A 13,859-nucleotide genomic window follows, 5' to 3' on the forward strand; every position below is an offset into this window, starting at 1 on the left:
AAATGCAAAAGCAAACGAGGAGCAAAGCTCCCCGTTTACAATATGCGGATAATACATTCTACCCTTTAATAGGGCTTAGTGTACATCTTTCCAGTATTCTTTCTTTAAGAGGTAAGCCACAATAAAGAAAATAAACAGGAAGCCCATCACCCACCAACCTAAGCTTTCACGCTCAAGTTTTACGGGGTCGCCAGAGTAAACTAAGAAGCCTGTGATATCACGGACGTATTGGTCATACTCTTCAGCAGAGAGTGTTCCGCCAGTCGCAACTAAGGTTCCATCTTCCTGCTTAACTGCTAGGCCCTGAAGTTCTTGCAGAACATGCGGCATACCAACAGAGGGGAAAACAGTATTATTCACACCAAACGGACGGCTTTCATCTTTATAAAAACCCTTAAGGTATGAGTAAACCCAATCTTCGCCGCGAACACGTGCAACCAAGGTTAGATCTGGCGGTGTAGCACCAAACCACTTAGCCGCATCAACTTCAGGAATCGCATTTTCCATAAGTTCGCCTACTTTGGCTTCACCATGGACATACTTAGCGCTCATAACATCTAGCGGAATAGCGAGATCTGTTGCCACTCGCTCATAACGCTGATACTGAGTGCTATGACAACCTGCACAGTTGTTTTGGAAGTGATCCAAACCACGCTGCAGCGACGCTTGATCATTTAGGTCAATGTTTGCGTCTTCAAGGTGAGCACCGCCACCAGAAGCCATCGCCAAAGTTGGGACCAATGCGACTAATGCAATCAATAATTTTTTCATTAGTGTGTCAACCTCTCTGGAACAGGCTTAGTCTTCTCGTTCTTACTGTAAATCCACAGTAGTAAGAAGAAGCCGAAGTAAGTCACCGTAAAGAAACGCGCCGCATAAGTCAGAATTTCCGTTGTAGGAACTGCACCTAAGTAACCCAATGCAATAAATGATACGGCAAACTGACCAATGTTCAGCTTGTGGGTCATGCTGCGGTAACGAACTGACTTAACCTTACAACGATCTAACCAAGGTAGAATGAACAGAACCGCAATAGCAAGACCCATGCCGATAACCCCGATTAACTTGTCAGGAATCGCACGCAAAATCGCATAGAAAGGTGTGAAGTACCAAACTGGTGCAATATGTTCAGGTGTCTTCATCGGGTTAGCCGCTTCAAAATTCGGCCCCTCAAGGAAGTAACCACCACCTTCAGGCATAAAGAACAACACATAACAGAAGACAATCAAGAATCCTGCGACGCCCATAATATCTTTGACGGTATAGTATGGGTGGAATGGGATACCATCTTTAGGCCAACCATTCTCATCCTTATTCTTCTTAATCTCGATTCCGTCTGGGTTGTTTGACCCCACTTCATGTAGCGCGATTAGATGTAAGAACACCAAAACCACAAGTACAAGCGGCAGAGCGATAACATGCAGCGCAAAGAATCTGTTTAGGGTCGCACCAGAGACAACAAAGTCGCCCCGGATCCACAATGTGAGATCATCACCAATAAATGGGATAGCACCAAACAATGAGATAATAACCTGTGCTCCCCAGTAGGACATCTGTCCCCAAGGTAGTAGGTAACCCATAAATGCTTCAGCCATCAACACCAGGAAGATAAGCATACCAAATAGCCATAACAGCTCTCTTGGCTTCTGGTATGAACCGTAGATTAAACCACGGAACATATGAAGATAGATGACAACAAAGAAGGCGGATGCCCCGGTGGAATGCATATAACGCAGCAACCAACCGTACTCAACATCACGCATGATATATTCAATAGAAGCGAACGCACCTTCCGCTGTAGGCACGTAGTTCATCGTTAACCAGATACCGGTAAGCAGTTGGTTAACCAGTACGAGCATGGCTAATGAGCCAAAAAAGTACCAAAAGTTAAAGTTGGTTGGTGTCGCATATTGACCGACATGGCGATTATACGTCGCGGTCATAGGAATACGTTCGTCAATCCAATCAATGATATTCTTAACCATTACGCAGCTCCTTTATCGACACCGATAATCACGGTACCATCATCAATATACTGATGTGGAGGGATGACGAGGTTCAATGGCGCAGGTACACCCTGGAAAACGCGACCAGCCATATCAAACTTAGAACCGTGACAAGGGCAGAAGAAGCCAGATGCAACACCTTCTACCTGCTCACCAAATGTATCTGGTAAGTAAGTTGGAGAGCAACCTAGGTGAGTACACAAGCCAACGGCTATGAAGTACTCTTCCTTAATTGAACGCCATGTGTTCTGCGCGTATGCAGGCTGCTGTGGTTCCACAGAAGCTGGATCGCGAAGCTGATCGTCAATAGCAGGCAGACCCGCTAAGATCTCCTTGGTACGACGAACAACCCATACAGGCTTACCACGCCATTCAACTCGAATAAGTTGACCTGGCTCGACTTTACTTATGTTTACTTCAACCGGCGCACCTGCTGCTTTCGCTTTGGCACTCGGATTCCATGACTTTATAAACGGAACCGCTACAGCAGCGGCACCAGCACCACCTACTACGGCGGTTGCTGCGGTCAGAAATCTGCGACGTCCGGTATCGACTGGCGCATTGCTCATCCACTTATCTCCAGAGAGTGTTGGAATTTTTGTTATATCAAGTTTCTCAAAATCTGACTTACAGCCAGAGATTAAAAACCTAAATTAGAGGCGGAGCTCATTATAGCCAAAAATTAGAACCAGATCATAGTTAAAACACAGAACTAAGTTAACTATGTTGCTTTAAATGCCTATTATGTATAAAAAGAAAGCATCAAGGCTAATAACTTCCGCAATCAAGCTCTATAGAACATCAAAAAACATCTTGTTTAAACACTGCTAAATTAGACACTTACACTCTTAGATGTAGGCTTATTATTGCTATGAGTGAATAGTTGACTGAATAGGTAGGAATTGGCGGTAGGCTATAAAATTAAATATTCAAAGCAAAAAAAGGGCCTAACGTTTGTTAGGCCCTTTTTTATCGAGTGATAAGATTACTTACCAGTGGAACTCTTCATGTATCTAAAGAATTCACTGTTTGGTTCAAGCACCATCACATTGCTATCACCAGCGAAACTCGACTTATATGCATCTAAGCTACGCATAAAGCTAAAAAACTCAGGATCTTTCGTATAAGCTTTTGCATAGATCTTAGCCGCTTCAGCATCACCTTTACCACGAACGGTCAGGGCTTTACGTTCAGCTTCAGCAGTCTGAATAGTCACACTAGCATCGGTCTTAGCACGAATGATTTCAGCCTGCTCTCGCCCTTGAGCGCGATGCTCTTTGGCAACAGATTGACGTTCTGCACGCATACGTTGATAAATACTGGTGCTAACGTTATCAGGCAAGTTGATCTGCTTAACGCGAACATCAACGACTTCAATACCTAAGTCAGCAGCACTTTCTGATGCATTTCTTAGCGCATCAGATTGCAGTTCATCACGGCTACCAGAAACGATCTCTTTAATCGTACGGCGACCAAACTCAGTGCGAAGATCGTTATTTATTTTACGTTGCAACAGCGATTCAGCATTAGCTTTAATACCACCATTGGTCGACAAATAGTAACGTTCAAAATCCAAGATGCGCCACTTCACATAAGAATCAACCATAAGGTCTTTCTTCTCTGAAGTCACAAAACGGTCCGCTGCACCATCTAAGGTTTGTACACGAGAATCCAAAAACTTGACCTTATCAAGCATCGGGATCTTTATATTCAAACCAGGAGTGTAAACTCGCGTAACGCCATCATCTTTTAAGACTTTACCAAATCGCGAAACAATTGCGCGCTCGCCTTCGTTAACCACTAAAAGTGACGATAGAGTGATTGCAATAAGTACAGCGATTAATACCGCAGTAAATTTACCCATTACTTAATTCCTCCCCGTACGATCTCCTCTTGATGGGCGACCATCAAGAGGCATGCTGCGATTATTTGTCGTGCTATTCACCGACGTTACAGGCTGTGCAGGTTTACTTTTAGGACTCACTGACGTTTGTGACTGAGTATTCTGCATCAGTTTGTCTAGCGGTAAATACATTAAATTGCCGCTACTTTTAGCGTCAATAAGCACTTTGCTAGTCCCACTCATCACTTGTTCCATAGTATCGAAATACATGCGTTCACGAGTGACATCAGGCGCCATTTGGTACTCTGGTAGTAACTGTTCAAAACGAGCAACTTTACCTTGAGCTTCAAGCGTAACTCTTTGCTGATAGGCTTTGGCTTGTTGATCCATTCTCTGCACAGTACCACGAACCTTAGGCTCTAACTGACGAGAGTAAGCTTCTGCTTCACGGATAAAACGTTGTTCATCCTCTTGTGCTGCAATCGCGTCATCAAAGGCATCTTTAACCTCTTCAGGTGGACGAGCAGGCAAGAAGTTAACGTCAACAACGACAATACCAAGCTTATAGCTTTCGATAATGCGCTCTATCTCATCCCACGTATCACGTCGAATCTTATCTCGACCAGTGGTCAAGATATCATCCATCGTATTGTGGCCAATAACGTAACGTAACGCACTGTCAGTCGCTTCACGCAGACTGGCATCAGCATTGACTACACTATAAAGATAATTCTTCGCATTATTCACTCGATATTGAACGTCAAGTTGAACTAATACTACGTTTTCATCCGCTGTTAGCATGCTACCAGAAGCTGGAATTGAACGAACAGTTTGCACATTCACTGGAGTGACTTCATCAATGAAGGTCGCTTTCCATTGAAGGCCAGGATCAACTTCACCAATATAGCCGCCAAAACGCAGTGCAACACCCTTCTCAGCTTCTTTAACTGTGTAGAAGCCTGATAGGCCCCAAACCACAATAGCAATAGCCAAAACGATAACCAAGCTGATTGCGCTTATGCCACCGCCAGAACCATTACCTTTGCCGCCAAAGCGCTTAGAAAGGTTACGAAAAACTTCATCTAAATCAGGTGGTCCTTTATCGTTACCACCTTTTTTCCCCCAAGGGTCTTGACCCTTGTTACCGGGCTCGTTCCAAGCCATTTAGTACTCCATAGTGTATGAATTAAGCGAGATTACTAAAATAACAATTTATGCGACGACATCGTCGACGATAAAAGTTTCTATTTCACCAAGGCTCTGCTTTACCAGTCGACGCCAATCGGCCTCTAACAAGCGCACAGAGATCATACAGTTCCCCAGATCGTCATACTCTTTCTGCTGTATTACATCCAGTTTATAAAACTGGCCAAGATAATGTCCTGCCGAAGCAGGAATTTGCAAGGTTAGTTCTTTAACCGCTTTACCAACTAAATCGTTGATAGCTTCCTGAACTAGCTCCAAGCCTTTTTGCTGCTGGGCAGATACCCAGACTCGAATTGGATTCCCCTCATCATCGTAATCGATGCGAGGTTTCACCTCATCCAATAGATCGATTTTATTACAAACAATCAATTGTGGAATTTCGTCAGCATCGATCTCTTTGAGCACTCTTTGAACTTGCTCAAAGTTATCCGCCATGTTTTCATCAGCGCTATCCACGACATGTAATAACAAATCAGCTTGTCGTGTTTCCTGCAATGTAGCTTTAAATGCTGCAACAAGATCATGAGGCAAATGCCTAATAAACCCAACAGTATCGGCTAAAATAACATGGCCATCTGGTAACTCTAATTTTCGCAACGTTGGATCTAACGTTGCGAAAAGTTGATCTGCTGCGTAAACATCCGAAGTTGTTAATGCATTGAATAATGTAGACTTTCCAGCGTTGGTATAGCCTACCAATGCCACTGTCGACATATCACTTCGTTGTCTAGCTCTACGACTTTGATCACGCTGTTTATCGACTTTAATTAAACGTCGATTAATAGTGCGAATTCGCGCTCGTAACAAACGTCTATCTGTTTCTAGCTGGGTTTCACCTGGTCCACGAAGACCAATCCCGCCTTTCTGCCTTTCTAGATGCGTCCAACCTCTAATTAGGCGCGTTGACATGTGGCGCAATTGCGCTAGCTCCACTTGTAATTTGCCTTCAAAGGTTCTAGCTCTTTGAGCAAAAATATCAAGGATCAAAGTTGTTCTGTCGAGTACTCGACATTCACACAAATGCTCTACATTTCGCTCTTGAGCTGGGCTCAATGGGTGGTTAAAAATCACCACGTTAGCATCTGTAGCCGCAACCATCGCAGCTAACTCTTCGGCCTTGCCCGAACCAACAAAAAACTTACGGTCCGGAGCACGACGACTTCCTGTAATAACTCCGATTGATTGGGCCCCAGCAGATTCAACTAAAAGTTTAAGCTCTTCTAGATCCTCTCGGCTATCTTCATCGGAGAAATCAATGTGGACAAGTACTGCTCGATCTCCGGCCTCATAACGATCAAACAAAAAGCAATCTCCTCAAAAAATTACTTCTCATCAATTTCATCATGCTGAGCGTTAAAACCAGCTTGAGCATTTGTCGCTTGGTGGTTACTCACGTTAAATGGACGTGAAGGTACCACTGTCGAAATAGCATGCTTGTAAACCATCTGGCTTACCGTGTTTTTAAGCAAGATAACAAATTGATCAAAAGACTCAACTTGTCCTTGTAGCTTAATGCCGTTAACAAGATAAATAGATACTGGAACGCGTTCACGACGCAATGCGTTCAAAAACGGGTCTTGTAAAGATTGCCCCTTTGCCATTTTCTAATTTCCTTTTTTATGAAATATCAATAGTAATTCTAATACTATAAAACTTTATTATTTAGTTTTAGTATTATACAGCTACAGCCAATAAGCTAGCGACTATATCGCATTACTGTAGCAAGATTGCTTTCGGCTCCGCTTTCTAGCCAAATTAAGTCAGGCCAACCACGTAGCCATGTTAATTGGCGCTTAGCTAATTGCCTAGTAGCAACAATAGCTTTTTCAACCATGGTTTCATAGTCAAATTCACCATCTAAATGCTGCCAACATTGCCGATAACCAACACATCGCATTGATGGCAGGTCTAAATGTAAGTCACCGCGAGCTTTTAGATTTTTTACTTCTTCTACAAACCCTTGACCTAACATCGACATAAAGCGAGTTTCTATCGCTTTATGTAACACTTTTCTGTCGTTAGGTGCAATCGCAAATTGCACTGCTTCGTAAGGGAATGCATCTAATTTGGTTTTCGTTAACTCGGTTAACGACTTGCCACTGATCCGAAAAACTTCTAATGCCCTCGCTAATCGCTGTGGATCATTAGGGTGAATACGTTCAGCTGATACTGGATCAATACTTTTAAGTTGGTCATGTAATGCTTGCCAACCTTGAGTGTCAGCTTCTGCTGCTATTTGTGCTCGAATCGCTACATCTGCTGCAGGAAGAGGTGATAAGCCGTCGATCAAGGCTTTGAAATACATCATGGTGCCACCCACCAGCAAAGGTGTTTTACCACGACCAATGATTTCTTCGATTTGGATCAGCGCATCTTTTCTAAAATCAGCAGCTGAATAACTCTCAATCGGATCAATAAGATCAATCAGGCGATGCGGCGCTTCAGCTAACTCTGCGGCATCAGGTTTGGCACTACCAACATCCATCTGTTGATAGATCAAAGCTGAGTCCACAGAAATAATTTCGCAGTCATGGTTTTTGACAAGCTCAATGGCCAGCGCAGTTTTACCTGAAGCTGTTGGGCCCATTAAGGTGATAACTTTATGTTTATTCTTGTCAGTCACTCTGAGATTCTTTCATCCATTGCTGCCAAGGTAATACTTGGCTTTGATTATAAAGGTCGCTGATGACACTGTCATCGAGTGCATTAAAAGCTAACCACGCCTCGGCAGTGGCAATAAAACGACCTGAGGATTGCTCTGCAAGCCAATTAACTAATGCTGCGTCACAGGGTAACTCAAATCGGATCCATTGTAATAATGCTGGGATCACCGAAGCCAATTGGCTATCTCTCAGATATGGGGGCACTTTTTTGATAATCAACTGCCCGAGTCGAATAGATAACTCAATTCCCAACTTTCTCAGCAATTGCTCTCTGTTTTCAATGACCTCGCTCCAGACCTTATCAACAGGAACAGCAACAGGCATCAGCAATGGTTGACCAACAAGCCCTTGTCCTAACTTAGCACTTATCTCTTCACGCACAGTTGCTTTAATCACATCAACAATGCTCAGTAAGCTCAACGTGTCTTGCTTAGCGATCACCCAATACTTATCGGCTAATACGGGAGGCATATTGACAGTTGCGCCAGCCACCGCGGTGGTGGAACTGGTGCTGACGACATTAGTCAATGTCGCTGAAGTGCTGGTACTGAGCAAGCTACCATAGGCGTCTAAACTACTTTGCGAAGGTAAATTGACTTCCGCTCGGTGAGTTGCAGGCCTTAACGGGGCTTTATAACTGGACGGCTCGTCGTTGTAACTTGATGATGCTACTGGTGGGCGCTCGCTGACGCTAAAAGAGGAAGATGGCTTACTACTGACTGGTGCATAACCTTGAGCAGATGCAGTTGCTCCACTATTGGTCGATGGAAGCTCCCCTGTTATATCATGCTGTGACTCAATTCCCTCCAGCTCAACAGACTGTGCCATAGCAGATTGCAATGCCTGCAAAATATAATCATGCACGTAACGGCTTTGATGGAAACGGACCTCATGCTTTGCAGGATGAACATTAACGTCCACTTGATGCGGGTCTAGCTCGAGCATTAATACATAACCAGGTGACACCCCTGCGGCATACTCAGAGAATGCTTGCCTTACAGCGTGATTCACCAGTCTGTCTTTAATCAAGCGACCGTTAACGTAAAAGTACTGTGTTTCACAATAGCCGGACACAGTATTAGGTGCTTGAAGGTAACCGCTTAAGGTTAAGTCATTATGCTGGCAACTAATATGCAAACAGGTTTCTGCAAATGCTTTGCCACACACTAGCCCCAAACGCTGTAAGTATTGGATTTCGGTATTGGCGGGCCGATAATTGCGGACACTTTTACCATTATGCTTAAGGGTAAAGTGAATATCGCGCCTGACTAACGCAATTCGCTTTAACCATTCATCAATATGGGTGAATTCCGTTTTATCACTTTTTAAAAAACGACGCCTAGCCGGAGTATTGAAAAACAGATCGATGGCTTCAATGGTGGTTCCAACAGGATGTGCTGCTGGCAATATTTGCACCGCCATCTCAGTCCCTTCGGCCTTGGCTTGCCATGCTTCGGTTTGCGCTGCCGTTCTTGACGTTAAAGTGAGGCGAGAAACAGAGCTAATACTGGCTAACGCTTCGCCTCGAAATCCAAAGCTCATAATCGCTTCGAGATCATCAAGTGATTTAAGTTTAGAAGTGGCGTGCCGAGATAACGCTAATTCAAGATCCTCTTTAGGGATCCCTAAGCCATTATCCCTAATACGAATAAGTTTACTGCCGCCTTTGTCGATTTCGATGTCAACTTTTGTTGCTCCGGCATCTAAGCTGTTCTCCACCAACTCCTTGATAACAGAAGCTGGACGCTCAACAACTTCTCCAGCGGCTATCTGGTTAGCAAGCTGGGGAGGTAACTTTTCTATGGCCATTATTTACTCTTTAACTGCAACATGATTACGCTCGCGGAATGATTAAGGTTTGCCCAATTTTCAAAGTATTAGATTTAAGTCTATTCGCTTTTTTCAAGCGACTAATAGAGATCTGATAACGATGGGCAATAACCGATAATGATTCACCACTGCGCACTTTGTGCTTGGTGTTACTTCTACTGGCGAGTAGTGTATTAGCGGGAGGGTTAGCTTCAAAATACTTAACCACGCCTTTATGTACTGCTTTGGCGATATTGTTCTGATGCTCTCTTTGGGAGAGTAGGCGCTCTTCCCTATGATTTGAAATAAATCCAGTTTCTACCAATATTGAGGGAATATCGGGAGACTTAAGCACGGCAAAACTGGCCGACTCAGGCTTATGTTTGTGTAGTTTAGTCACCTTACCCAAATTAGATAACACATCATCTGCAATATTGTGACTAATCGCCATTGAGCGATCCATCGACATATCGAGTAAAGTCATCGCCAAATATTGTTCATTATCCGTATTTTGAATAATTTCACCTGCACCACCGAGCAGTTCAGAGTGTTTCTCTTTTTGCTCTAACCAACGACCTATCTCACTGTTGGCACGGCGCATCGATAATACCCAGACAGACGCACCTTGCGGTTGGGGCGAGGTAAATGCGTCGGCATGAATAGAGATCAACAGATCCGCTTTACTGTCTCTAGCAATCTCGGAACGGCGATTCAAATTGACAAAATAGTCGCCAGTACGCGTCATCACGGCTTTCATTCCAGGTGTTGCATTAATTTTTTTCGCGACTTTCTTCGCTATCTGTAATACGACTTTCTTTTCATACATCCCTGTAGGACCGATAGAGCCGGGATCGTCACCGCCGTGACCTGCATCAATCGCCACCACCACATCGCGCAAAGCACTCACGGGTTTAGCTGACTGGCTTTTAGGTTTAGCGCTGCCACTATCTAAATCAACGACTAATCGATTGCCGTAAGGCGCCGTTGGTGGAAGTGCAAACAAGCTAGCTCTCAGCGGCTTAACTAAATCAATGACAATCCTGAGCGTGCCTTTTTCTGGCGGGGTGCTCTTTCTAATTTTCTTAACCAGCTTACTGTTGTTAGCAATTTTAGCTAAGTCGACTTTGTTTGATGCATTTTTCAAATCAACCACTAATCGATAGGGATTGGTTAGGGTAAAGTGCGTATAACTCGGCGATTGACTTAAATCGAAAACGATACGGGTAGACTCGGGTGCAGCCCATACCCTTACGCCTTCGAGCTTATTAGCACTCTGCGCAAAAAAGGAGGCACCAAAGGTAAAGAGTAATACTACTAACTTAAATATATTATTGTTTATTATCATTATTATTCAAACACGCCAATATTTGCTCACCCTTAGTAGAAAGGGCCTGTAATTCTATTTGTCGTCCAGTATTAACATATTTAATGTAGATATGTATATCAGCTTGCGGTAATAGACCGTGACCACGATCGGGCCATTCAACGATACATAAGCTACGCTCGGTAAAATAATCTCTTATCCCCATAAATTCGAGCTCTTCGGGATCATATAACCGATACAAATCAAAATGAAAAACGTCCATACCATTTAGCTCGTATGGCTCAACCAGTGCGTATGTAGGACTTTTCACCGCTCCGTCGTGACCTAAACTTTGAATTAAACCACGGCTAAAAGTCGTCTTACCAGCGCCTAAATCACCACTAAGGTAGAGCGTCAAGGGCGGTGTGATTAAGGCCGATAACTTACTGCCTAAACTCACTGTTGCTTGCTCATCATTAAGATCTAAGATAATTGATTGCATATTCATATTGATTTAAAAAGATGTCCTAGTAACACATTGGCTAGAATGCGTTACTTTAACCTAATCATCTCGTTTTCCAAACTAGATTTCATTAACCAGCTGATGAATATAAGACATTAAATCACTGGCTAGCATGCCTCGCTCACCGTCTTTAGCCGCGAGATCGGCTGCATCACCATGAATGACAACGGCTATATAAGCCGCCTGCATATTGCTGAAACCTTGCGCCATCAAGGCGCCAATGATCCCAGAGAGCACATCCCCACAGCCACCGCTGGCAAGGCCAGGGTTACCAACAGGGGCGACAAGGCAGTCATTACCGTCATAGATAAGGGTACCAGCACCTTTTAAAACGATAACTCCTCCATATTTTTTATGCAGTGTACGAACCGCCTTGAAACGGTCCTTCTCTACCTCTTCAGTGCTCACTCCAAGTAGTCGACCCGCTTCACCTGGGTGTGGGGTTAGCACCCAATTCTTATTCGACAATGGAAAATGACACAGCAAATTTAATGCATCAGCATCAATCACGCTGGGTTTTTCAGCTAAGTCGACCGCCTTAAGTAAATTGTAACCCCAATCAGTTGTTCCCAAACCGGGCCCAATCACTAGAACATTAGCCCAACCCAGTTTAAGGTAAACTTCCATATCGACTAACTCACAACCCCAAAACATCAGTTCAGGTCGAGTGGTACAAACCACCGCATGATGTTCAGGTCTTGAAATCACAGTGACAAGTCCAGCTCCCGCTCTCAAACATGACTCAGAAGCTAATCTGATCGCACCAGACATACCAAAATCACCACCGATAACAGTAACTTTACCGCTATCACCTTTGTGGGAATCCCTTCTTCTTGGCAAAAAAATGTTCGGCAGATCGTTACTCACCAACTTCTTCACTTCACTGAGAGGCAAGAAAGGAGTTAAACCAATATCTGCCAGTAGTAACTTGCCGCAAAAGTGCCGAGCTTGACTGGTTAACAATCCTTGCTTAATCCCTCCAAAGGTAAGGGTTATGCTCGCTTCTATCGCAACCTGTTTAGTGATTCCGGTATCAGACTCTATCCCTGATGGAACATCAAGTGACACTACCCAAGCACTACTGCGATTCACAGCGCTAATTATCGCAACAAGCTCATCACTGAGTTCACCTCTAGCCCCGGTACCCAATAAACCATCAACAATCACTTCAGCTTCAACGATTCTATCGATACAAAATGGACAAGTTTTGCCACCAACACGTTCAAAATGTGCAATAGCAAGCAACAGCTCAGCAGTGGGGTTATGAGCCGCAGAGGCTTGTAAATAGACCGTTCGTCCAGCCTTAATTAACAGTGATGCAGTAACATAAGCATCAGCAGCATTATTGCCATGCCCCGCTAAAACCAAAATAGTTTGAGAGTTACCACTTTGAGTTTGCAGCTGCTCAAAGGCAGCAGCTGCAGCCCGTTCAACGAGCTCATAAAGGCTTGTCTTGCCACAACGTACAGCGCTAGCCTCGGCCTCCCTCACTTGTTCGACTGAGTATAATGATACTAATGCTGACAGATGTTTCTCGTTCATTAAGGTGTCCCCACGACAGAATTACGACCAACTTAGAATGTTAGTAACTCAGACTTAAACACAAATGAATTGTTCATCCGTAAGGCATTTAAATCACCGTAAGTTGATCTAACACAAGTATAGGCTGCTACAGGCTGGATCAAAAAAGGCACCTGAAGGTGCCTTTAATCGATAGAGGAAAGCTGACTCTTAGATGTCATCCATGCGGATACTGCTATGAACCAAACGCTGTTGCTGAATTTTCTCAACCCTAACGAGATCTTCAAGTGCACCTTTTGTCTCGGCTGATGCTGAAGAGAGAGAGGTCTTTTCAATTAAGCCAATCAGCTTATTATCGAGCTCTAGGTGTAGCTCTAAAATATCTTCTTCGCTCATATTTGCTGGCAGAGTTTGCTTTAAGCACAAAGCCGAAAAATCTTCAAACACAATATCCTTGTACCAAGTGTCGAGTATTTTCTTAGGAGCAGCATCGATATAGTTCTCAAGTTTATCGGCGGTTTGACGCTCATGCTGTTGAAAATATTCAAGCATTAGCTTTACACGTGACGAGTCAGCTTGTGAGTGTAAACGGCTATATAGCTGTGCCATTTCAAGTCGACAATTTGCTACATAATTTAAAAGCTCACTAAGTTGTTGAATACGCATTTACCGCTCTCCTATCGCTTGCGTTTTAGATCACAAGCTAAAAATCAATTTGACGATATTATGAGCTGAACGCACTACGCAATAGTTGACGCTAGTCATACTTTGCCAACTAGAAAGTGGCCAGCCTTAAAGATAGTTAAAAAAATGAGTACTTGATCACGCCATTCCCACCTTCATTTAAGTAGAGAGGTTTAGGGATTGAGCGATATGGGCCTTAAAGGAAGTATTCTTATCAGATAAAAAGAGTGTAAAAAAACTGGCTTCTTGCTTCTGATTTAACAATAGTGAATACCAACCTATGCTCTTTACCTTAGAAGAA

General features: G+C 43.7%; 13 protein-coding genes. All 13 read right to left on the bottom strand.

What is annotated here, in order from left to right; translation table 11 throughout:
- Nucleotides 1-75: 75 nt before the first annotated feature.
- Nucleotides 76-771 carry a cytochrome c1 gene (locus CXF82_RS19020; protein WP_101092521.1) on the bottom strand — a complete coding sequence of 232 codons (696 nt, stop codon included), beginning with the start codon at nucleotides 769-771 and terminating at the stop codon, nucleotides 76-78.
- A complete protein-coding gene (locus tag CXF82_RS19025; RefSeq protein WP_102044761.1) occupies nucleotides 771-1,985 on the bottom strand; it encodes a cytochrome b in 1,215 nt (404 codons plus the stop codon). The genes CXF82_RS19020 and CXF82_RS19025 overlap by 1 nt, the downstream gene beginning before the upstream one ends.
- On the bottom strand, nucleotides 1,985-2,575 hold the full coding sequence (petA, locus tag CXF82_RS19030) for a ubiquinol-cytochrome c reductase iron-sulfur subunit (protein WP_101092523.1): 591 nt from the start codon (nucleotides 2,573-2,575) through the stop codon (nucleotides 1,985-1,987). Before petA ends, CXF82_RS19025 begins: the two co-directional genes overlap by 1 nt.
- A 416-nt stretch (nucleotides 2,576-2,991) precedes the next feature.
- Nucleotides 2,992-3,870: a protease modulator HflC gene (gene hflC / locus CXF82_RS19035; RefSeq protein ID WP_102038043.1), complete on the bottom strand. Its 879-nt coding sequence runs from the start codon at nucleotides 3,868-3,870 to the stop codon at nucleotides 2,992-2,994.
- Between the two features lie 3 nt (nucleotides 3,871-3,873).
- Nucleotides 3,874-5,013 (bottom strand): FtsH protease activity modulator HflK, encoded by a 1,140-nt coding sequence (gene hflK / locus CXF82_RS19040; RefSeq protein WP_101092525.1) that lies wholly within the window; start codon nucleotides 5,011-5,013, stop codon nucleotides 3,874-3,876.
- A gap of 48 nt (nucleotides 5,014-5,061) precedes the next feature.
- The gene (gene hflX / locus CXF82_RS19045; protein ID WP_101092526.1) at nucleotides 5,062-6,357 is read right to left on the bottom strand and encodes a ribosome rescue GTPase HflX; all 1,296 of its coding nucleotides are present in this window, start codon (nucleotides 6,355-6,357) and stop codon (nucleotides 5,062-5,064) included.
- A 20-nt stretch (nucleotides 6,358-6,377) separates the two neighbouring features.
- Nucleotides 6,378-6,656 (bottom strand): RNA chaperone Hfq, encoded by a 279-nt coding sequence (hfq, locus tag CXF82_RS19050; protein ID WP_101092527.1) that lies wholly within the window; start codon nucleotides 6,654-6,656, stop codon nucleotides 6,378-6,380.
- A 95-nt stretch (nucleotides 6,657-6,751) separates the two neighbouring features.
- Entirely contained in the window at nucleotides 6,752-7,678 is a 927-nt protein-coding gene (miaA, locus tag CXF82_RS19055; RefSeq protein ID WP_102044762.1) for a tRNA (adenosine(37)-N6)-dimethylallyltransferase MiaA, read from the bottom strand.
- Nucleotides 7,671-9,527, bottom strand: a complete 1,857-nt coding sequence (mutL, locus tag CXF82_RS19060) for a DNA mismatch repair endonuclease MutL (RefSeq protein ID WP_102044763.1) — start codon at nucleotides 9,525-9,527, stop codon at nucleotides 7,671-7,673. The genes miaA and mutL overlap by 8 nt, the downstream gene beginning before the upstream one ends.
- Nucleotides 9,528-9,552: 25 nt before the next feature.
- Nucleotides 9,553-10,872 carry an N-acetylmuramoyl-L-alanine amidase gene (locus CXF82_RS19065; RefSeq protein WP_101092530.1) on the bottom strand — a complete coding sequence of 440 codons (1,320 nt, stop codon included), beginning with the start codon at nucleotides 10,870-10,872 and terminating at the stop codon, nucleotides 9,553-9,555.
- Nucleotides 10,856-11,332, bottom strand: coding sequence for a tRNA (adenosine(37)-N6)-threonylcarbamoyltransferase complex ATPase subunit type 1 TsaE (gene tsaE, locus CXF82_RS19070; protein WP_232775159.1), 477 nt, complete (start codon nucleotides 11,330-11,332; stop codon nucleotides 10,856-10,858). Before tsaE ends, CXF82_RS19065 begins: the two co-directional genes overlap by 17 nt.
- A gap of 81 nt (nucleotides 11,333-11,413) precedes the next feature.
- The gene (locus CXF82_RS19075; RefSeq protein WP_101092532.1) at nucleotides 11,414-12,895 is read right to left on the bottom strand and encodes an NAD(P)H-hydrate dehydratase; all 1,482 of its coding nucleotides are present in this window, start codon (nucleotides 12,893-12,895) and stop codon (nucleotides 11,414-11,416) included.
- A gap of 189 nt (nucleotides 12,896-13,084) precedes the next feature.
- The gene (locus CXF82_RS19080; RefSeq protein ID WP_102044764.1) at nucleotides 13,085-13,540 is read right to left on the bottom strand and encodes a hypothetical protein; all 456 of its coding nucleotides are present in this window, start codon (nucleotides 13,538-13,540) and stop codon (nucleotides 13,085-13,087) included.
- Between the last annotated feature and the right edge of the window lie 319 nt (nucleotides 13,541-13,859).

Origin of the sequence: Shewanella sp. GutDb-MelDb (assembly GCF_002836075.1) — a bacterium.
Taxonomy (GTDB): Bacteria; Pseudomonadota; Gammaproteobacteria; order Enterobacterales; family Shewanellaceae; genus Shewanella.